The 18,577-nt window shown below is 65.7% G+C and carries 18 protein-coding genes; 4 read left to right on the top strand and 14 right to left on the bottom strand.

The window, feature by feature from the left end; all coding sequences use genetic code 11:
• Nucleotides 1–59 precede the first annotated feature (59 nt).
• Genes AB3X98_RS06960 through AB3X98_RS06950 form a run of 3 tightly spaced genes read right to left on the bottom strand, consistent with a single transcriptional unit; the run spans nucleotide 60 to nucleotide 2,622 of the window.
• The gene (locus AB3X98_RS06960) at nucleotides 60–383 is read right to left on the bottom strand and encodes a DUF2007 domain-containing protein (protein WP_028206738.1); all 324 of its coding nucleotides are present in this window, start codon (nucleotides 381–383) and stop codon (nucleotides 60–62) included.
• A gap of 23 nt (nucleotides 384–406) precedes the next feature.
• Nucleotides 407–1,348, bottom strand: a complete 942-nt coding sequence (rsgA, locus tag AB3X98_RS06955) for a ribosome small subunit-dependent GTPase A (protein WP_368605521.1) — start codon at nucleotides 1,346–1,348, stop codon at nucleotides 407–409.
• Complete coding sequence (locus AB3X98_RS06950) at nucleotides 1,345–2,622, bottom strand: M48 family metallopeptidase (protein WP_069262615.1); 1,278 nt, start codon at nucleotides 2,620–2,622, stop codon at nucleotides 1,345–1,347. The genes rsgA and AB3X98_RS06950 overlap by 4 nt, the downstream gene beginning before the upstream one ends.
• 112 nt (nucleotides 2,623–2,734) lie before the next feature.
• On the opposite strand from AB3X98_RS06950, the gene orn reads away from it, so the two are divergent.
• Nucleotides 2,735–3,364 carry an oligoribonuclease gene (orn, locus tag AB3X98_RS06945; RefSeq protein WP_069262614.1) on the top strand — a complete coding sequence of 210 codons (630 nt, stop codon included), beginning with the start codon at nucleotides 2,735–2,737 and terminating at the stop codon, nucleotides 3,362–3,364.
• Between the two features lie 64 nt (nucleotides 3,365–3,428).
• On the opposite strand, the gene mog is transcribed toward orn, so the two are convergent.
• Nucleotides 3,429–4,052: a molybdopterin adenylyltransferase gene (gene mog / locus AB3X98_RS06940; RefSeq protein ID WP_368605520.1), complete on the bottom strand. Its 624-nt coding sequence runs from the start codon at nucleotides 4,050–4,052 to the stop codon at nucleotides 3,429–3,431.
• Complete coding sequence (yjgA, locus tag AB3X98_RS06935) at nucleotides 4,039–4,653, bottom strand: ribosome biogenesis factor YjgA (protein ID WP_368605519.1); 615 nt, start codon at nucleotides 4,651–4,653, stop codon at nucleotides 4,039–4,041. Before yjgA ends, mog begins: the two co-directional genes overlap by 14 nt.
• A 266-nt stretch (nucleotides 4,654–4,919) precedes the next feature.
• Here yjgA and pmbA point away from each other — a divergent pair, with 266 nt between their 5' ends.
• Nucleotides 4,920–6,290 (top strand): metalloprotease PmbA, encoded by a 1,371-nt coding sequence (gene pmbA, locus AB3X98_RS06930; protein WP_324161641.1) that lies wholly within the window; start codon nucleotides 4,920–4,922, stop codon nucleotides 6,288–6,290.
• A 95-nt stretch (nucleotides 6,291–6,385) separates the two neighbouring features.
• On the opposite strand, the gene AB3X98_RS06925 is transcribed toward pmbA, so the two are convergent.
• The 9 genes from AB3X98_RS06925 to AB3X98_RS06885 all read right to left on the bottom strand — a co-directional run bounded on the left by AB3X98_RS06925 (nucleotide 6,386) and on the right by AB3X98_RS06885 (nucleotide 15,276).
• A complete protein-coding gene (locus AB3X98_RS06925; protein ID WP_368605518.1) occupies nucleotides 6,386–6,883 on the bottom strand; it encodes a dihydrofolate reductase in 498 nt (165 codons plus the stop codon).
• Nucleotides 6,884–6,978: 95 nt separating this feature from the next.
• Nucleotides 6,979–8,403 (bottom strand): sigma 54-interacting transcriptional regulator, encoded by a 1,425-nt coding sequence (locus AB3X98_RS06920; protein ID WP_368605541.1) that lies wholly within the window; start codon nucleotides 8,401–8,403, stop codon nucleotides 6,979–6,981.
• A gap of 118 nt (nucleotides 8,404–8,521) precedes the next feature.
• A complete protein-coding gene (locus AB3X98_RS06915; RefSeq protein ID WP_342945419.1) occupies nucleotides 8,522–10,024 on the bottom strand; it encodes a hypothetical protein in 1,503 nt (500 codons plus the stop codon).
• Between the two features lie 155 nt (nucleotides 10,025–10,179).
• The gene (locus AB3X98_RS06910; RefSeq protein ID WP_368605517.1) at nucleotides 10,180–11,025 is read right to left on the bottom strand and encodes a peptidase C39; all 846 of its coding nucleotides are present in this window, start codon (nucleotides 11,023–11,025) and stop codon (nucleotides 10,180–10,182) included.
• Nucleotides 11,026–11,038: 13 nt separating this feature from the next.
• A complete protein-coding gene (locus AB3X98_RS06905) occupies nucleotides 11,039–11,728 on the bottom strand; it encodes a C39 family peptidase (RefSeq protein ID WP_141710611.1) in 690 nt (229 codons plus the stop codon).
• Between the two features lie 148 nt (nucleotides 11,729–11,876).
• Complete coding sequence (locus tag AB3X98_RS06900; protein ID WP_069262606.1) at nucleotides 11,877–13,454, bottom strand: hypothetical protein; 1,578 nt, start codon at nucleotides 13,452–13,454, stop codon at nucleotides 11,877–11,879.
• A gap of 27 nt (nucleotides 13,455–13,481) precedes the next feature.
• On the bottom strand, nucleotides 13,482–14,111 hold the full coding sequence (locus tag AB3X98_RS06895; RefSeq protein WP_176732841.1) for a hypothetical protein: 630 nt from the start codon (nucleotides 14,109–14,111) through the stop codon (nucleotides 13,482–13,484).
• Entirely contained in the window at nucleotides 14,108–14,608 is a 501-nt protein-coding gene (locus tag AB3X98_RS06890; RefSeq protein WP_368605516.1) for a hypothetical protein, read from the bottom strand. The genes AB3X98_RS06895 and AB3X98_RS06890 overlap by 4 nt, the downstream gene beginning before the upstream one ends.
• 122 nt (nucleotides 14,609–14,730) lie before the next feature.
• A complete protein-coding gene (locus AB3X98_RS06885) occupies nucleotides 14,731–15,276 on the bottom strand; it encodes a hypothetical protein (protein ID WP_368605515.1) in 546 nt (181 codons plus the stop codon).
• 547 nt (nucleotides 15,277–15,823) lie between these two features.
• On the opposite strand from AB3X98_RS06885, the gene AB3X98_RS06880 reads away from it, so the two are divergent.
• Together AB3X98_RS06880 and AB3X98_RS06875 are read left to right on the top strand one after the other, a co-directional pair.
• Nucleotides 15,824–17,209 (top strand): sigma-54 dependent transcriptional regulator, encoded by a 1,386-nt coding sequence (locus tag AB3X98_RS06880; RefSeq protein WP_069262603.1) that lies wholly within the window; start codon nucleotides 15,824–15,826, stop codon nucleotides 17,207–17,209.
• A gap of 312 nt (nucleotides 17,210–17,521) precedes the next feature.
• Nucleotides 17,522–18,493 (top strand): thymidylate synthase, encoded by a 972-nt coding sequence (locus AB3X98_RS06875; protein ID WP_368605514.1) that lies wholly within the window; start codon nucleotides 17,522–17,524, stop codon nucleotides 18,491–18,493.
• Nucleotides 18,494–18,577: the final 84 nt, after the last annotated feature.

The following is an 18,577-nucleotide window of genomic DNA, read 5'->3' as shown; positions in this document are numbered from 1 at the left end:
GAAATGCAAATGGGCCGCTTCCAGCGGCCCATTTTCGTCTGGATCAGCAACTCACGCCGTCACTCGTCGCGCACGTCGCGATCGCGTCCGCAATTCCAGCACACGGTGAACTGCGCCTCGAGCACCTCGCCGCAGCGCGCACAGCGCCACGTGGGCGAGCCCGGCGGCGGCCCGTTCACGGCTTCGTCAATCAGACGCCGGGCGAGCTTCTCGTCGCGCTCGTCGACGAGCCACAGTTCGGGCGCGCACTGCTCGGCCGGAATCTCGCCCATCGCGCCGCTCAGGTAGCGGTTGTGCAGCTCGCAGGGCACGCCCGCCGTCGCCAGGATGTTCATCCAGTGCTGGGCGATCAGCAGATTCGGCGCGCGCACGAGCTTGAGCATAGGGCCTTGGGGGCAGGCGCGCGTCAGCGCACGACCTGGCTGATCTCGTGGATGAGCTGCGCGTAGAGCGCCTGGCGCTCGGGCGCGATGCGGCCGTCGTCCACGGCTTCCAGAATCGCGCAGCCCGGTTCGTGCAGGTGATGGCAGTTATAGAAGCGGCAATGCGCGAGCAGCGGCCGGAACTCGGGGAACGCACGCTCCAGCTTGCCTTCGGTGAGGTGATAGAGGCCGAACTCCTGGAAGCCCGGCGAGTCGATCAACGCGCCGCCCTCGGGCAGCGTGTAGAGCCGTGTGAACGTCGTGGTGTGGCGTCCGCTGTTGAGCGCCGTCGAGATCTCGCGCGTGGCCGCTTCGGCGTCGGGGATCAGCAGGTTCACGAGCGTCGACTTGCCCATGCCCGACTGGCCGAGCAGGATCGTCTGATGGCCGTGGAGATGCTCGGCCAGCACCGCGTGTGCTTGCTCGGGGCGGCCCTTCACCGAAACCTCCAGCACCGTATAGCCCAGCGCGCGATAGCGTTCGAGGCGCTGGCGCGCAAGCGGCAGCGCGGCCTCTACGTCGATCTTGTTGAGCACGATGAGCGGCTTGAGGTCGTTGGCCTCGGCGGCCACGAGCGCGCGCCCGAGCAGGTCCTCGCTGAAGTGCGGCTCGGTGGCGAGCACGATCAGCAACTGGTCGAGGTTCGCCGCGAAGAGCTTCGACTTGAACTGGTCGGAGCGATAGAGCAGGTTGCGCCGCTCGCCGATCGCGACGATCACGCCCTGGTCGGCGGAAGTCGACTGATACTCGACGCGGTCGCCCACCGCGACCTCGCTCTTCTTGCCGCGCGGGAAGCATTGCAGGTGCGCGCCGCCGCCGTCGGGCGCGACGAGATAATGGCGCCCATGGGCGGCGATCACCACGCCGTGCAGCGTGGCGCCTGCAGCTTTTGCGTTGCCGGCGGCTTTGGATGCGCGCCGGTTCATGCGTGCGCGAGCAGTCGGTCGATCCGCTGCGAAGCCGGCGGATGCGAGTAGTAGAACGCGGTATAGAGCGGGTCGGGCGTGAGCGTCGACGCGTTGTCCTCGTAGAGTTTCACGAGCGCGTTGACGAGATGCTGCGCGTCCGTTTGCGTGGCGGCGAAGGCGTCGGCCTCGAACTCGTGCTTGCGCGAGGAGAGGCTGCCAAGCGGCGTAACGAAGAACAGGAACACGGGCACGGCGAGGAAGAACAGCACGAGCGCGAGCCCTTCATTGCCGCCGAGCAGCGACGGCCGCACGCCGAGCCCCTCGTAGAACCAGACGCGCTGCGAGAGCCAGCCGAGCAGGGCGAGCAGCGCGAGGCTGATCGCAAACGTGACGACCATGCGCTTGATCACGTGACGACGCTTGAAGTGACCGAGTTCGTGCGCAAGCACGGCCTCGATCTCGCTGCCGGACAGGCGCGCGAGCAGCGTGTCGAAGAACACGATGCGCTTGGATGCGCCAAAGCCCGTGAAATAGGCGTTGCCGTGCGCGGAACGGCGGCTGCCGTCCATCACGAACAGGCCCTTGGCCGCAAAGCCGCAGCGCTGCATGAGCGCCTCGATGCGCGAGCGCAGCGCTTCATCGCGCAGCGGTTCGAACTTGTTGAAGAGCGGCGCGATGAAGGTGGGGTAGAGCACCAGCACGAGCATCTGGAAGGCGACCCATACGGCCCACGTCCAGAGCCACCAGAGGCTGCCCGCCTGCTTCATGAGCCAGAGCACGACGAAGAGCAGTGGAATGCCGAACGCGGCGCCGATCAGGAGCCCCTTGATGCGGTCCATGATGAAGATGCGTTTCGTCATGCGATTGAAGCCGAAGCGCTCCTCGACCACGAACTGGCGGTAGTAGTCGAGCGGCAGCTCGACCAGGCCGGAGATGGCGAGCACGGCCCCGACCAGCGCGATCTGGCCCACATATTCGCGCCCGATCGCATCCGAGATGCCGAGATCGAGCGCCTGCACGCCGCCGAGCAGCGTGAGCGCGATCAGCACCACGGCGCCGAGCACGATTTCGATCATGCCGAGGCGCGTGCGCGCGACCGTGTAGTCGGCAGCGCGCTGGTGCGCGGCGAGCGGAATGGTGGCGGTGAACTGCGCCGGCACCGCGCCGCGGTGGGCGGCCACGAAGCGGATCTGGCGCGACGCGAGCCAGAGCTTGGTCGCGACCATGGCGAGTACGCCGACGACGAACAGCACGCTGAAGTACAGCGCAGGGGAGGGGGACAGATTAGGCATCCAGGAAGTCCGTGGTATCTATGCGACAATTATATGTTCTCGCCGGCCGGGCATCGCATCCTGTCGATGCCGCGCACGCGCCGCGCCACCAACGCTCTCCGGGTTGCCTTTCATGACTGACATTACCGCTGCCGGCGCGCCGCTCATCGAGCGCACCGACATGAACCTGATCTGGCTCGATATGGAGATGACGGGCCTCGATCCCGACAACGACCGCATCATCGAGATCGCCGTGGTGGTGACGAACTCGACGCTCGAGAAGCTCGTGGAAGGCCCCGTGCTGGCCATCCATCAGCCGGAGTCGGTGCTCGACCGCATGGACGAATGGAACCGCAACACACACGGCCGCTCGGGCCTCACCGAGCGCGTGCGCGCTTCGACCGTCACGGAAGAAACCGCGACCGAGCAGATCATGGCGTTCCTTTCGCAATACGTGCCGCCGGGCAAGTCGCCGATGTGCGGCAACTCGATCTGCCAGGACCGCCGCTTCATGGCGCGCTGGATGCCCACGCTCGAGCGCTTCTTTCACTACCGCAACCTCGACGTGAGCACGCTCAAGGAGCTGTGCCGCCGTTGGCAGCCCACCCTCTACAAGGGTTTCCAGAAGCGCGCGATGCACACGGCGCTCGCCGACATCCACGAGTCGATCGACGAACTCAAGTACTACCGCGAGCACTTCCTCGTTCCGGCGCCGGGCATCGTGCCCGACGTGGCGGCAGGCGAGGCCGGCCCGGCGCTCTGAGCGCCGTTGAGACACGCAGCAGCAGCGGCGCTGCCGCTGCTGCGCGATCGTTGAAGTTCGAGTGTCAAGCGCGCGGCGCCCGCTGCGCGTTCCTGGGCCGGAACGCCGCCACGACGTTCGGATCGGTTTCGATATACGGTCCGCCGATCAGGTCGATGCAGTACGGCACGGCAGCAAAAATACCCGGCACCTTCACCGCGCCCTGATCGTCGCGCAAGCCTTCCAGCGTTTCCTTGATCGACTTCGGCTGCCCCGGCAGATTGATGATGAGCGCCGCGTGGTCGTCGTTCTCGCGGATCACGGCAACCTGGCGCGACAGAATGGCCGTCGGCACGAAATTCAGGCTGATCTGGCGCATCTGCTCGCCAAAGCCCGGCATTTCCTTTGTCGCGACCGCGAGCGTCGCCTCGGGCGTCACGTCGCGGCGTGCGGGGCCGGTGCCGCCCGTCGTCAACACGAGGTCGCAGCCGAGGCCGTCCACGAGCGCCGTGAGCGTCGCGGAGATCGTGCCCGCGTCGTCGTGGATCAGGCGCGTTTCGGCGCGCCACGGCGTTTTCAGCGCGTTGCCGAGCCACTCCATCAGCGAGGGAATGCCCTTGTCCTCGTAGACGCCGCTCGTCGCGCGGTCGCTGACCGACACGAGGCCGATCACGAGTTCGTCAGGATGGCTGCGCTCAGGCTTCGTCATCTTCGCGGTCCTCGTCGGCACGCTCGTCGTCCTGGTCTTCGCTCTCGCCGGCGCCCTGGGCGCTCGCGTCCTTGATCCACTGGAACAGCTCGCGGAAGGACCTGGGCGGCTTGCCTTGCTCCTGCTCGCGGCGCGCGTTGCGGATCAGCGTGCGGCCTTCCTGCGGGTCGGCGGCGGGGTGCTGGCGGATGAATTCGGTGAGCGCGGCGTCGTCCGCGAGCAGCTTGTCGCGCGTGCGCTCGATCCAGTGCAGGCGCGCCGTGGCGGCCCTGTTCACGCCGCGGTGCTCGTCGAGCTTCGTGCGCAGCGCGGCGACTTCGGCCTCCGTGAGCCCGCGCATCATGCGGCCCACATACTGGAGCTGGCGGCGACGGCCTTCGTGGTCGGTGATGCGGCGGCACTCGTGGACGGCGTCTGCGAGGTCTTCGGTCATCGGCATGCGCTTGAGCGCGTCCTTGGGCAGTTCCACGAGGGCCTGGCCGAGTTCCTGGAGCGCTTCCATGTCGCGCTTGAGCTGCGATTTGCTCGGGCGATCGTAGCCGTTGTCGTCTTGTTCGGCGACAGCGTCGTTAATCGGTTGAATGCGGGTTTTGCGTTTCATGGGGCGTATTGTAGCGTGCGCGCGCGTGCGGCTCGGGCTGGAAGTCGGCGGAAAGCGGCGCCGGCGGCCCGATGCGGGTGCGGGCATTGGTACGGCGGTTGGTGCGGGGGCCAGGCGGCGAAAGCGCCTGTGATGCGTGTTCACATACCTTGCTATGATCGCGGGATGCGCTTTGCGAACGCTGCGCGTTCCGAGGCACCTGAATCGACACCAGCGAAACACGACATCAGCGGGCCGCACCGGCCCAATACCGGACCGTAACGACAATGGCAGCAGACATCGAAGCCCGGCAACGCTTTTTCCCCCACACCCAGGACGAGCTGAAGGAGATCGCGTCAGACATCCTGCGGCATGCCAGCGCGCTCGGCGCGAGCGACGCCGCGACCGAGATTTCCGAAGGCGACGGTTTGTCCGTCTCGGTGCGGCGCGGCGAGGTCGAGACGATCGAGCACAACCGCGACAAGATGGTCGGCGTGACCGTCTATATCGGCAACAAGCGCGGCAACGCGAGCACCTCGGACTTTTCGCCGCAGGCGCTCAAGGACACGGTGGCGGCCGCGTACAACATCGCGCGCTTCACCGCCGACGACGACTGCGCGGGCCTCGCCGAGCGCGATCTGCTCGAAACCGCGCCGCGCGACCTCGACCTCTATCACCCGTGGAATCTCTCCGCCGACGAGGCCGTGGAAATCGCGCGCCGCGCCGAAGACGCCGCGTTCGCCGTCGACCCGCGCGTGAAGAATTCCGAAGGCGCGAGCGTGTCGGCGCAGCATTCGCAGTTCGTGCTCGCCACCTCGGGCGGCTTCATGCACGGCTATCCGTACTCGCGCCACTACGTTTCGTGTGCGCCTATCGCAGGCGTCGGCCGCAACATGCAGCGCGACGACTGGTACACCTCGCGGCGCAGCGCGGCCGAGCTGGCCTCCCCCGAAGCCGTCGGGCGTTATGCGGCCGAGCGTGCGCTTTCACGCCTGAACGCGCGCAGCCTCGACACGCGCAAGGTGCCGGTGCTGTTCGAGGCGCCGCTCGCGGCGGGCTTGCTCGGCGCGTTCGTGCAGGCTGTGAGCGGCGGCGCGCTGTATCGCAAGACGTCGTTCCTCGTCGACAGCCTCGGCAAGCCGGTGTTCGCGCCGCACATCCAGATCGTCGAGGACCCGCATGTGCCGCGCGCGGCCGGCAGCGCGCCGTTCGACGAAGAGGGCGTGCGCACGCAGCGCCGCGAAGTCGTGAAGGACGGCATCGTGCAGGGCTATTTCCTGTCGTCGTATTCGGCTCGCAAGCTCGGCATGCAGACCACGGGCAACGCCGGCGGGTCGCACAACCTGCAGTTCCAGAGCTCGCTCACGAAGCCCGAGGACGACTTCGAGGAGATGCTGAAAAAGCTCGGCACGGGCCTGTTGCTGACCGAACTGATGGGGCAGGGCGTGAACTTCGTGACGGGCGACTATTCGCGCGGCGCGTCGGGCTTCTGGGTGGAGAACGGCAAGATCCAGTACCCGGTGGAAGAAATCACGGTGGCTTCCACGCTGCAGGAGATGTTCCACCACATCGTCGCCGTGGGCGCGGATACGCTCGCGCGCGGCACGCGTCAGACCGGCTCGGTGCTGATCGAGCGGATGACGGTGGCGGGCCAGTAAGCGCCCTTTAGCGCCTTCTGCGCTGGCTCGATGAAAACGGCACGCCCTGGCGTGCCGTTTTGCTTTTGGTGGGCCGCGCTGCGCGCCCCCGTCGATCAATCCCGCCGCACGTACCGCACGAAAGCGAAATCGAAGTCGTTCGGTGCATTCGCATGCAGCGACTCGCGCGACGTTTCCTCCCACACGTCGGGGTCGGGCGCGGGGAAGGTGGCGTCGCCCTCGAAGTCCGCGGAGATTTCCGTCACGACGAGTTCGCGCGCAAGCCCGAGTCCTTCGCCGTAGAGCTGCGCGCCGCCGATCAGGAACGCCGTGGGCGCCTGGTCCTGGGCCGCGAGCGCGAGCGCCTCGTCGAGGCTCGTGGCGGTGTCGCAGCCGGGAAAGCGCTTGCCCGCGTCGCGCGTCACGACGATGTTGCGGCGGCCCGGCAAGGCGCGGCCGATCGATTCGTGCGTTTTACGGCCCATGATGATGGGCGCGCCCATCGTGGTGCGCTTGAAGAACGCGAGGTCTTCGGGGAGCCGCCAGGGCAGCGCGTTGTCGCGGCCGATCACGCCGTTGCGGGCGCGCGCGACAATGAGAGTGAGCGTCGTCATCGAAAGGGTAGAGGTGCGAGGTTGTAAGCTGTTCGCAGTCATTCTACCCGAGCGCGCCGGGCGCCCCGACGCGCTTCCTCGCGGCATCGGCTCTTTCAGTCCTGCCCGTCGGGCGGCAATTCCGCCTGGTTTTCCGCATCGCCGCCAAAGAACGTTTTTTCGTCGCGCAGGCCGTGCGTGCCCATCAGCCGGTAAAGCGTCACGCGCGAGATGCCGAGATCGGCAGCGGCTTCCGTGAGCCGGTGCCGGTGCCGCAGCAGCGCCGCTTCGATCGCGCGCCGCTCCGCGGCCTCGCGCGCCTGCGCGAGCGTGACCGTCTGCTGCGCGGTGAAGTGCGCGAGATCGAGATCCTCCGCCGAGATCAGCTTGCTTTCGGCCATCACGATCGCGCGGCGCACGCGGTTGATGAGCTCGCGCACGTTGCCAGGCCAGTTGTAGTTGTACAGGGCCTCGATGGCGTCTGGCGTGAAGCCGCGGATGCGGCGCGCGCTGTCCTGCTTGAACTTGTGCAGCACGTGATGCGCGAGAATTTCGATGTCCTTGCCGCGCGCGCGCAGCGGCGGCTCGTCCACGCGCAGCACGCACAGGCGGTGAAAGAGGTCGGCGCGAAAGCGTCCGTCGCGCATCGCCGCCTCGAGATCGACGTGCGTGGCCGAAATGATGCGCACGTCCACGGGAATCTGCTCGCGGCCGCCCAGCCGCTCGATCTTGCCTTCCTGCAAAAAGCGCAGCAGGCTTGCCTGGCTTTCCAGCGGCAGGTCGCCGATTTCGTCGAGAAAGAGCGTCCCGCCGTTGGCCGATTCGACGCGCCCGATCTTGCGCTGGTTCGCGCCCGTGAACGCACCGCGCTCGTAGCCGAACAATTCGGATTGCAGAAGATGGTGCGGGATCGCGCCGCAGTTGATCGGCACGAAGGTCGCCTTGCGCCGCGCGGAGCGCTCGTGGATCGCGAGCGCAGTGAGTTCCTTGCCGGTGCCCGATTCGCCCGAGATGAATACGGTGGCATCGGTGTTGGCCACCTTGCGGATCGTGCGAAAGAGCTGCTGCATCGCTTCACAGGTGCCGACCATCTCGTCATCGTCCTGGCTCGCTGTGGCGGCCGGCGTGTCGAGATCGCACAGCGACACCATGCCGAACGCGTGGCCCACGAGGTAGTCGAGCGTCGCATGCGCGACCGGCACGTGCACGTAGTCGAAGCAATAGTGGCGGATCAAGCGCCGCACTTCGGCGTCGGTGAGGCGCGAATCGTCGGTGAGCGCGATCCATCCCACCTGCTGCAGCCGCAGAATCGTCTCGAGGCCCGCGAACTCGCGCGGCGCGAAACCCGTGAGATCGATGATGCCGGCGTAGGCCGCCTCCGGTTTCACGAGGCGCGAGGCCTCGTGCACCGTGCGCGCGGTCGAGATTTCCCAGCCACGGCTCTTGAGGTAGGCACACAGCAGCGGGTCGGGCGTACGCGCGACATACAGCAGGGTGCGCTCGATGCCCGCCTCGGGCTTCGCATCGCGCGCGCGGCCCACGTCGGGGATATCTTCGGCAAGCGGCGGCCCGCCCACGGCGAGACGCTGCCCGGCTCCGGCGAGTGGTGTCACAGTGGCGCCCAGATGTGAGGATTCGCGCACGATCGGCCTCATGTGATCAGAAGGTGTAAGGGAATCGCACGCCGACGACGAAGTTCGGTGCATCGGGCGTGAGCCCGACGGACACCGCGCCGTTGATCGTCAGGTGCTTGTTCACCACGTGATTCAGGCCGAAGTTGAGCACCGAGGCGGTCGTCTGGCTGCCCGGCACGCCGGTCCAGGTGCCGCCCGGCGACTTGGTCTTCGACTGCGGCTCGATGGCCATGGTGTACGAGATGCTCGCCGAGTCCTTGTCCGAGAAGGCGAGCGCTACGCCGCCGCCGAACTGGATGATGTCGCCGAGCTTCACTTCGGCAGGCTCGGTCTGCCCGATCACCGAGGAGATGTCGGCGAACGAGCGTGAGATGTTGTACGTGTATGAGAAGCTGCCGAACAGCACCACGGGGTCGTAGGTCTTCAGCACCGAGATGCCGGCCGTGACGTTCCAGAAGCCCGTGCCTGTAGGCAGCTTGCTGGGAGCGACGAGATTGGTGTTGTCGGGCGTGATCTGCTGAACCTTGATGCCGAACGGCGAGGTGCCGGTCGCCGTTTTCACGCGCAGGCTGCCGACCACGTCGGGAATGCTGTTGGTTTCCTTCAGGAACTGGTAGTAGATCCCGAAGTTCACGTCGCCGATGGCGTTCGAATTGACCGATGCATCCGTGAGCGTGCTGGCCGAGCCGCCCGCGCCACCCACGATGAAGGTGCTGTGCCGGTAGACGTAAGGCACGTCCACATCGATGCTCATGCGGTCCGTGAGGCCGTAGCGCGTGTCGAGGTCGGCCGTGATCGTGTGCGACTTGGTCTGCCCCAGATTGATGTTGCCGAGGAAGATCGCGTCGAGTGCAAGAAAGCCCGAAAGCTGGAGCTGGCGCCGATCGTAGTAACTGTCGCTGATGCCCCAGTCCAACGTCAGCTTGTGGTCGAAGAGCGGCGCGTGCTCGCGCTGCACGACCGCCTCTTCGGCTTGCGTGCGCGACGGCTCGGCGCTCTTTTGCGTCTCACCCACGGTCGGGCTGCCGGTGTTGGGATTGACGCCCGGGTTGATACCAACGGGCGCGCCCTGCTGCGGCCCGCTCGCGGCCGAAGTGCCGGTCGCACCATTGGTCGCGCCCGCGTCGGGCGAGGGCGGGTTCACCGGCACGCCCGTGGCCGTGCCGGTGAGCGAACCCGGCGCCGTCGCGCCCGGCAGCGCCTGGGCGAGCGGCGGCAGGGGCACAGGCAGACCGTCTGCGCCCGGCTGTTCCGCGACCGTCGCGCCCGACGCGGCGTCAGGCGCGCCCGCGCCCGGCATGCCGCGGCCGCGTTGCGCCATTTCGAGGTTCGTCACCTGGCGCTCCAGCGACTGGATTTGCCTCTGCTGCTCGTCGACGACGCGCATGAGCGTATTCAGGCGGTCTTCGATCGACTGGCTTTGTAGCGCCTGCGCGTGGGCGGATTGCGAGAGCGCGAATAGTAAAACGGCTGCTGGAATGGCGGCCAGCGACACGTGTGGCGCGGCCGCCCTGGACATCATCTTCATTGTTCTTCCCCCGGGATCGAATGCGGGCGCCCGGCGGAACCCCCTGGTTCCACGCCCGCGCACGTCGATGCTCCTCATTCAAAGTGCTGCTTCTCGCGCGGGTCCTTGCCCGCGTGGTGGTCTCCTTGACTGGCACGTCTCGTGTAGGCCCTCGGTTAGTGGAGATTTCGCAGAGCCTGTAATACGCCGGTCTGCCGGATCATTTGCGACGTCATCTGCTGCGTCTGCAGACTCAGTTGCAACTGGTTGGCGACCTGCTGGTTATTGCCTGCGACCTGGAGTAACTGGGCGATCGCGCCGGTTTGCTGCAAGTTGCCCGGCACGATGTTCTGCGTGGCGATGCCCGCCGGCGTCTGCAGCGTCACGTTGACGCCGTTACTGCCGAACGAGATGCCCGCTCTTATGCTGCCGGTCGCGTTCGATGCCGACGCGCTCGACTGGTTGGCGGCGCCTGGCAGATTCGCGAGGTGCGGCGCGTTGTTGTCATAGGAGATGGTGGCGGCATTGGCGCCCGTATTGCCGTTGCCGGCCACCTGGGTGATCTGCGAGACGCCGTTGATCGAGACGTTCTGGCCGCCGGTGGCCGTCGCGTTCGGGTTGGCGCCGCTGTTTGCGCCCGTGGCCCCGCTCTGCGTCGGGTCGATCACGGTTGCGTAGGTCTTCACCTGCGCGCTCACCTGGTTGGCCGCGTTCTGGGCGACCGCGAGCGCGCCTTGCGCGACTGCGGTCGCGCCGTTTGGCAATTGCCATTGAGAAAGCAGGTTCAGAACGAACCCGGAAATCATGTCGCTGCCGGCATATTTGCCGGTCTGATGCGCGAGCACGTCGTCGCCGACGGCTTCGCAGCGGATGCCTTGCGCCTGTCCGTCGGCGTTCGCGAGAAACGCCGGCACCGGTTGCGGCAAGCCGATGCCTTCAGCCGCTAGCGCACCGCTCGAAAAAGCGCAGGCGAGCGCGCAGACGGCCGCCGCGATGCCACACTGTGAGAGGTTGCGTTTCATGATTCTTCGGACTTCAGAACATGACGGCCTTATCGAGGCCGTATTCGAAGAAGGGAGTCGCCGCAGTGCCATTGAGCAAGGCTTGTTCACGCAGCTTGAGCGCGAGCGACTCGTTGTTCTGCAACAGCGGAGAGTCCTCCAGGAACGGTTTGCCGAGCACCGCGAAGACGAGGCCGTTCCATGTTTTGGCGAAGTCGTCTTCGGCGACGATCCGGTTGCCGAGCGCGGGGTCCGCAATGAAGATGCGGCCGTTCTCGGCGTGCTTGACGATCACGAAGTGCTCGTAGCCATCGATGTTCATGAGCACCAGCACGGGAATCTGCAGGTGGTAGAGCGCGTCGGTATTGACGCGAAAACCGCGGCCGCGCAAGCCGATCGTCTCGACGAACTTCTTCATGTCGAGCATGGAGAAGCCGTTCTTGACGACCACCTCGGGCGTGGAGAACACCATCATCTGGCGGATCAGCTCAGGTTCGGGGATGTCGATGCCGTAGCCATACTTGAGCAGTGTGGCGAGTGCGGCGGCGCCGCAGCTGTAGTCGTACTGCTGGCTGACGATGCTGCGATAGCGCAGGTCCCGCATCGAGTGGAGCGGCAGCTTCACCGGCACGCCGACGAGGTGGGTCGCGTCGAGCGTCGACTGCTGCGCATGCACAGGCACAAGGGCTGCGCTGGCCGAGAGCGTCAGCGCGACGACAAACATCCTTGATGCCGGGGTCGATACGGGCCCGGACATGGTGGTCTCCTGCCTTCTGGTATGCGCGCCGGCTGCGGTGGGACAGCCGGCGCGCGTTGCTTGCTGCGTTTTCTGCCTGGGGCGAGCCCAGTTCCTGCAGTGCTGCCAACCGTGCTTAGTGGCCGTTGTTCATCGCGGCGATTGCCATGCCGTTGTGCTGCAGGTTGCCGATGCCGCCGGCAATGTTCACGCCGATGTTGCCTTGCGCGCCGGTGAGCGTATTGGCGCCGAGGCTGGCCGTACCCTGGAACTGGCCGACTGCCGACATGTTGGCGTTCTGCGAGCTGTTATCCGTCGCGACCATCGCAACCGTCGAGTAGGCACCCGGGGTTGCCGTCGTCACCGAGCCCGCAAGACTGTTGTTCTGCGCGTTGCCGATGCCGGATGCGACGTTCACGCCGACGTTGCCCGATACGTTGGCGAGAGAGCCGTCGCCGACAGACGCGTTCAGGTTGAAGTTCTTCACGTGGGCGCTACCGCTGGACGCCTGCGTGTTGAAGATCTGCGCGTTGCCGAACACGTTGCCCATGTCGACGGAAGCGAGCGCGACGTCGTTGCTTTGCGCGTTGTTGATGCCTTCAGCGATGTTCACGCCGAGGTTGCCCGTCACGCCGGTTGCTGCGCCGTTGCCGGTATTGGCGTCGAGCGTGCCCGCCTGTTGTGTGTTGATATGCTGCGTAACGGAGCCGGTGGTGTGCTCGTCGACGGTGTTGAGCGAGTCGCTCACGTTGTAGCCCCAGCTCTTGCTCGAGCTCGAGCTGCGCGACGACGAGTGGCTATGCGAATCCGAGCTGGAGCTCGACGAGCTGTACATGGATGCGTACGTGCTCGACGAGTTCTTCGACTTTTCGCTCGTGCCGTTCACGCTCGTCGAAAGCGCGGCGCTGGCCGTGCCGTCAGCATGAGCCGTATTGGCGGTCGTCGAGCTGTTGCTCGTATTCTTGTTGTTGTTCACGGACCAGGCCGCGCCGACGTTCGTCGTGTCGCTGTTGTTGTGCGAGTTGGTCGTGGTGTGCGACGTGCTTTCCGAGCCAGTGAGGTCGATGCCGGCCGAGCCGTTCCGGTGGTTGCCGGTGTGCGACCACGATGCGTTGGCCTGGAGGCTGCCATTGCCGCTCTGCGACTTCGTCGACGTGTTGTTGCCTACGCTGCTGTAGCTCGTGCCAAGGGCCGCGCTGCCCGTGTCGCTATAGGTGCTGGCAGTCGTGTGGTCATGTGTGCTGCCATTGTCGGTCGCGACGTGATAGTCGGCGCTCGCGCTTGCGTTGAAGGTCTTGCTGAAGCTCGAGTTGCTCGACGAGCTCTTCGAGTTCGACGCATTCACTTGATGCGAATGCGACGAACTGCTCGACGACGACGAGCTGCTCGACTCGCTCGAGCTCGAGGACTTCGAGAAGGAATTGCTGCCCGTGCCCGTCACGCTCCACGTGGTGTTGTTCACTGCCGTGGTGATCTTGCCGCTGTTGTAGCTTTGCGCTTGCGGAAGCAGCGTGCCGCCACCGGTGGTCTGGTTGTTGTTGATGACGGCGCCGGCGGTGCTCGAAACCGAGACGCAGCCGAACAGCGCGACAAAGCCTTCGATGCCTACGTATTGCGTGACGCCTGTGGCGTTGAAGAGATACGCCGAATTTGCCGCGTGAGCGGAGCCTACCGCCGACGCAAGAACTGCCGCTGCTATGAGGGTGCGCTTCATGATTTCGCTCCGATACTGAGTGGTCAGTTAAAAAAGAGTGCCCGCCGGGGGACGGAGCACAAAACTGTTTGCCGTAGCGTTACCGGCGCCGGCCGTCTGGTTCACCTGCACGAGGCCCGTCGCATTCCTGAATGCCGCATTGTCGATGCGTACCTCACGAATACCCCCTGCCTGGGCCATTTGCCCCTGACCGCCGTTTTGAGCAGCCGCCGCGGACAGTTCGCCGTCCGAGACCGCCACTACACCAATCGCACCACTGCTGATGAGAGCAGTGTTGCGCTGGACATTGCCCACGCCCGCCGACTGATTCACCATCATTGCGCCGTTCGCGTTTGCAAAAGCTCCTGCACCTATCGTCGCGCTCGCGCCCTTGAGTCGCGCCGTGACGCTGGCGAGCTGCTCGTCGCCGTTGACATTGATCGACACGTTGCCGGTCGTGATCGTCAGCTGGTTGGCCTGCGCGTTGTCGACACCCGCGGTCTCGTTCACCGTGAGCGCGCCGGTCGTCGAGGTGGCGGCGCCCGGGGCGATGCTCGCCGTCGCGCCGACGCTCACCTGGGCCTGCGCGGCGCTCGCGAAGGCGAGCGCGGCGACGCCGGCGAGCGCGCCTGAAAGCGCCGTGCGCCACGCGCGTGACGTCTGGATCGAACGGCTCATTTCATGCCTCCCATGGCGCCCGAAAGTGGGGCGAGCGCGCCCGTGATCGTCGAGGAAATCGTGCCGCCGAGACCGGCGCCGACGCCGCCGGTCGCGCCGGCTCCGGCCGCCACATTCGAGCCGGTTGCGCTGCCCGTGAGAATGCGCGTGAGCGCCTGGACGCCGGCGGTCTGCGCACTCAATGCGCCGTTCGCGTTGACGCCGCTCGAGCCGTGCGCGTTGGTGAGATCGGTGTCGGTGACGAGCGTCGCCATCGCCGGGTCGAAGCTGTTCTTGGGGAAGGTCGTGGCGCGCACGAGCACCGGGTCCTGACTCTTCGGCACGTTGTCGAAAGCGCTGCGCGGCGTGATGTCTCGTTCGACGATGACGTCGCCGGGGTTCGTGACCTGCTGGGCGGCCACGCCCGCCGTGACGCTCGCGGCCAGTAAGCCGCACAGGGCGGCGGCGACCTGGGCCGACCGGCGGCGGGCGCCGCGCGTCGAATTGCGTGCTCTCATGCTGGTCTCCTCCTGGCCGGAGTCGGCACATCGGCGCCTCGTCCGGTCATTTCGTCCTGGTCGCGCGTGTTCGCAGTGAACCAGGACACCGCGCCGCAAGCGGCGCGGGTGCTATCTCATCGTTACTTTCTCGTGTAGCTCGCGAGGTTGCCCTGCGCGTTCTGGGTCGCGTCGACAGGGATCGGCAGCGGTGCGGGCGGCGCGATTTCGTCCCAGAGCGTCACGTTGTTGTTGCCGCGCATCAGTTGCGGGGTGGCAGCCATCATCACCATGCCGACGGCGCCGCCGCGCTGGCGCGAAAGCGTCTGGTCGTCGAGCGAGCCGATGCCCGCGAAGACGCCGTCATTGCCAAAGGCGACGGGGTCGGCCGGGGCGGGGGCGCTGGCGGACGTGGTGCTGGCCGGGGCCGCGGCGGTCGAAGTCGTGTCGCTGGCCGGCGTGCCCACTGCTAGCGTGGCGGGAACGAGTGCCGCAGGTGTTGCAGGAACGACATCCGGGGTGGCGCTGGCGACGCTGGCAACCACAGTTGGCGCGGCAGGTGCATCGTCCACTGCCTGTGCGCGAGCACCGGGCGAGAGTAGGAGGAGGGCGGCGGGAACGAGCATGGCGGCACATGCACTGCCGTAGCCAATGACACTGCGCCGGACCTGCTGGATGTTGAGTCGCATGGCGTATCTCCTGATGCGAGACATTTAGCGAAACGTGTGCCATCGCCCGCAATCCATTGATACGCTTCGAACCGCACTATTCTCTGCAAATTTTGAATGGCGGATATTCGCCAAAATGTTTCAGCGCTGAAACGTGGGGCTGTTTAAACCCGTTTGGAATGCGATACGGGTTTCAAAGGAGAACGTTTGCGCGCCAGACACTTAACTATTGAGAGAAAGGAAACATCCGTAATTCTTTCTGCACTGACAAAATGCCGGAAAACTAGTGGAAACATTTCCATCGGTCCCTTATCGATTCCCATTGCATAAATTCTATCCAAGTGCCACGAGGCTATAGTAAGCTTCAGAAAAAGCCGTAATGCCTAAAAGAAAACGCCCGCAACTGGGCAAGTTGACACACACGCCACAACTCGGGGATTCACTGTCAGCAAAAGCATGCGCGTTCACTGTTTTTCAGGTACGCGAAAGCCGCTTTTTGCTGCGTGTCTGTACATTCAGGTGCGTGCCGTCATTCCCAAACGATGGTGTTGGCAAGAGGATCTGAATAATGGAACCTGCAACGCGGCAATTGGTGTACGTGACGCGAAAACCGGTCGAAGCGTTGAACGAGCGGTTCCACGAGCGTGGCTGGCAGGTGGAGATCGTCGGCAACGCACGGGACGCGCGGCGCGCTCTCCGCGCAGGGATGCCTGCGGGCGGGCTGCTCGATCTTTCCAGCGAATTCCATCTGCATGAAATCGGCTCGTTCGAGCCGTGCCTTACGCTGCCCAACGTCGGCTGGGTGGCTGCGACCACGACGGGCCAGTTGCAGGACGCAACGCTGCGCCGTCTGGTGCGCGATTACTGTTTCGATTACGTAACGGTCCCCTGGAACGGCGATCGGATCGTCGATTCCGTCGGCCACGCGTATGGCATGGTCTCGCTCTGCGAAGTCGCCTCGAACGACACCACGGGCGGCACCGAAGGCGAAATGGTCGGCTCGTGCGAGGCGATGCTGGCGCTGTTCCGCTCGATCCGCAAGGTCGCGCTGACCGATGCGCCGGTGTTCATCTCCGGCGAGTCGGGCACGGGCAAGGAACTCACGGCGGTGGCGATCCACGAGCGCTCGGCGCGCCGCAGCGCGCCGTTCGTGCCGATCAACTGCGGCGCCATTCCCCCGCACCTGCTGCAGTCCGAGCTGTTCGGCTACGAGCGCGGCGCGTTCACGGGCGCGAGCCAGCGCAAGATCGGCCGGGTCGAATCGGCCAACGGCGGCACGCTCTTTCTCGACGAAATCGGCGACCTGCCGATGGAAAGCCAGGCGAGCCTGCTGCGTTTCCTGCAGGAAGGCAAGATCGAGCGCCTGGGCGGTCATCAGTCGATTCCCGTGGACGTGCGCATCATCTCGGCCACGCACGTCGATATGCGCGCGGCGATGGTGGAAGGGCGCTTCCGCCAGGATTTGTATCACCGTCTGTGCGTGCTGCAGATCGACGAGCCGCCGCTGCGCGCGCGCGGCAAGGACATCGAGCTGCTCGCGCGGCACATGCTCGAGCGCTTCAAGAAGGACGGCAGCCGGCGCCTGCGCGGCTTTTCGCCCGACGCCATCGCCGCCCTGCACAACTACAGCTGGCCCGGCAACGTGCGCGAGTTGATCAACCGCGTGCGGCGCGCCATCGTGATGTCGGAGGGCCGTGCGATCACGGCGCGCGATCTCGAACTCGGCGACTACGTCGAGGTGGTGCCGGTCTCGCTCGCCCAGGCGCGTGAAGCCGCCGAGCGCCAGGCCATCGAACTCGCGCTGCTGCGCCACCGCGGCCGCCTCGGTGACGCCGCCCAGGAACTCGGCATCTCCCGCGTGACGCTGTACCGGCTCTTGTGCGCGCATGGCATGCGCCATATGGAAAGCGAGCCGCTCGCGCCGCATCCGGGCGGCCTGGCTTCGGGCGGTTGAGGCGGAGTGGGGTTGCCTGAGGGCGCTTGACGTCGATTGAGGCGACCGGCACTTTCGTGCTCTACGCGTGGATCGCGCGCCGTCGCTTTGCGCAGCCTTTGCCATGCGTTTCGTTTCGCTGCGTCTTATAGCGTCGCGAGACTTTCTCCGGGCTCGTCGTAGTCCGTCCTGTGGGCGTTCCGCCCTTGTCACCGTTGCGTGATGCACTTGCGCTTTCGGCGCGGCCGACCCGGGACGCGCGCGCCGGGTAAAATCCTCCTTTTCCATCCTGAATCCGAACCGGGCGCCACGTGCCCGACGAGGGAACCGCGCATGAAACAGTATCTCGAGCTCGTCCGCTCGATTCTCGACACCGGCACCTGGCAGGAAAACCGCACCGGCATCCGCACGATCAGCCAGCCGGGCGCCATGCTGCGCTTCGACCTGCAGGAGGGCTTCCCCGCAGTGACGACGAAGAAGCTGGCATTCAAGTCGGCCGTGGGTGAGCTGATCGGATTTTTGCGCGCCTCGCGCAGCGCAGCCGACTTCAGGGCGCTGGGCTGCAAGGTCTGGGACGCCAACGCGAACGAGAACGCCCAGTGGCTCGCCAACCCGTACCGCCAGGGCACGGACGACCTGGGCGACGTGTACGGCGTGCAATGGCGGCGCTGGCCTGCTTACAAGGTGCTCGACGGCGACGCCGCCGCACAGCTCGCCGACGCGCAGTCGCGCGGCTATGCGCGCGTGGCAGAATTTACCGAGGATGGCCGCTCCAAGGTGCTGCTCTACAAGGCGGTGGACCAGCTGCGTCAGTGCCTCGATACGATCATGAGCAACCCCACCGACCGGCGAATTTTGTTTCATGGCTGGAATCCGGCCGTGCTCGAAGAGATCGCGCTGCCGGCTTGCCATCTGCTGTACCAGTTCCTGCCGAACCCGACGAAGCGCGAAATCTCGCTGTGCCTCTACATCCGCAGCAACGATGTGGGCCTCGGCACGCCGTTCAACCTCACCGAAGGCGCGGTGCTGCTGCACCTGGTGGGCCGGCTCACGGGCTATACGCCGCGCTGGTTCACGTACTTCATCGGCGACGCGCACATCTACGAGAACCAGCTCGATATGCTCAACGAGCAGCTGCGCCGGGAGCCGTACGCGAGCCCGCGTCTGGCCATCTCCGAGCGCGTGCCCGAGTACTCGAAGACGGGCGTCTACGAGCCTCAGTGGCTCGAAAAGGTCGAGCCGTCGGACTTCTCGCTCGTCGACTACCGGCATCACGAGCCGCTGACCGCGCCGATGGCAGTGTGAGGCGCTTGCATTTGCGTGAGTGGCCGGTATGACCGCGCCATGAATAAAGCCCGCGAACGGCGACGTTCGCGGGCTTTTTCGTTG

The sequence above is a fragment of the Paraburkholderia sp. BR14312 genome, from assembly GCF_040948675.1.
Taxonomy (GTDB): Bacteria; Pseudomonadota; Gammaproteobacteria; order Burkholderiales; family Burkholderiaceae; genus Paraburkholderia; species Paraburkholderia nodosa_A.
Note: the sequence above shows the minus strand (reverse complement) of the source record. Positions and strands in the feature narration are given on the sequence as shown.

Coding starts and splice junctions, on each gene's coding strand:
- AB3X98_RS06910 (WP_368605517.1), bottom strand. CDS start 11,025: ATGAAACGCAACCTCTCACAGTGTGGCATCGCGGCGGCCGTCTGCGCG.
- AB3X98_RS06880 (WP_069262603.1), top strand. CDS start 15,824: ATGGAACCTGCAACGCGGCAATTGGTGTACGTGACGCGAAAACCGGTC.
- AB3X98_RS06950 (WP_069262615.1), bottom strand. CDS start 2,622: ATGCCTAATCTGTCCCCCTCCCCTGCGCTGTACTTCAGCGTGCTGTTC.
- orn (WP_069262614.1), top strand. CDS start 2,735: ATGACTGACATTACCGCTGCCGGCGCGCCGCTCATCGAGCGCACCGAC.
- AB3X98_RS06925 (WP_368605518.1), bottom strand. CDS start 6,883: ATGACGACGCTCACTCTCATTGTCGCGCGCGCCCGCAACGGCGTGATC.
- AB3X98_RS06900 (WP_069262606.1), bottom strand. CDS start 13,454: ATGAAGCGCACCCTCATAGCAGCGGCAGTTCTTGCGTCGGCGGTAGGC.
- rsgA (WP_368605521.1), bottom strand. CDS start 1,348: ATGAACCGGCGCGCATCCAAAGCCGCCGGCAACGCAAAAGCTGCAGGC.
- yjgA (WP_368605519.1), bottom strand. CDS start 4,653: ATGAAACGCAAAACCCGCATTCAACCGATTAACGACGCTGTCGCCGAA.
- AB3X98_RS06875 (WP_368605514.1), top strand. CDS start 17,522: ATGAAACAGTATCTCGAGCTCGTCCGCTCGATTCTCGACACCGGCACC.
- AB3X98_RS06885 (WP_368605515.1), bottom strand. CDS start 15,276: ATGCGACTCAACATCCAGCAGGTCCGGCGCAGTGTCATTGGCTACGGC.
- AB3X98_RS06895 (WP_176732841.1), bottom strand. CDS start 14,111: ATGAGCCGTTCGATCCAGACGTCACGCGCGTGGCGCACGGCGCTTTCA.
- AB3X98_RS06890 (WP_368605516.1), bottom strand. CDS start 14,608: ATGAGAGCACGCAATTCGACGCGCGGCGCCCGCCGCCGGTCGGCCCAG.
- pmbA (WP_324161641.1), top strand. CDS start 4,920: ATGGCAGCAGACATCGAAGCCCGGCAACGCTTTTTCCCCCACACCCAG.
- AB3X98_RS06960 (WP_028206738.1), bottom strand. CDS start 383: ATGCTCAAGCTCGTGCGCGCGCCGAATCTGCTGATCGCCCAGCACTGG.
- AB3X98_RS06915 (WP_342945419.1), bottom strand. CDS start 10,024: ATGAAGATGATGTCCAGGGCGGCCGCGCCACACGTGTCGCTGGCCGCC.
- mog (WP_368605520.1), bottom strand. CDS start 4,052: ATGACGAAGCCTGAGCGCAGCCATCCTGACGAACTCGTGATCGGCCTC.
- AB3X98_RS06905 (WP_141710611.1), bottom strand. CDS start 11,728: ATGTTTGTCGTCGCGCTGACGCTCTCGGCCAGCGCAGCCCTTGTGCCT.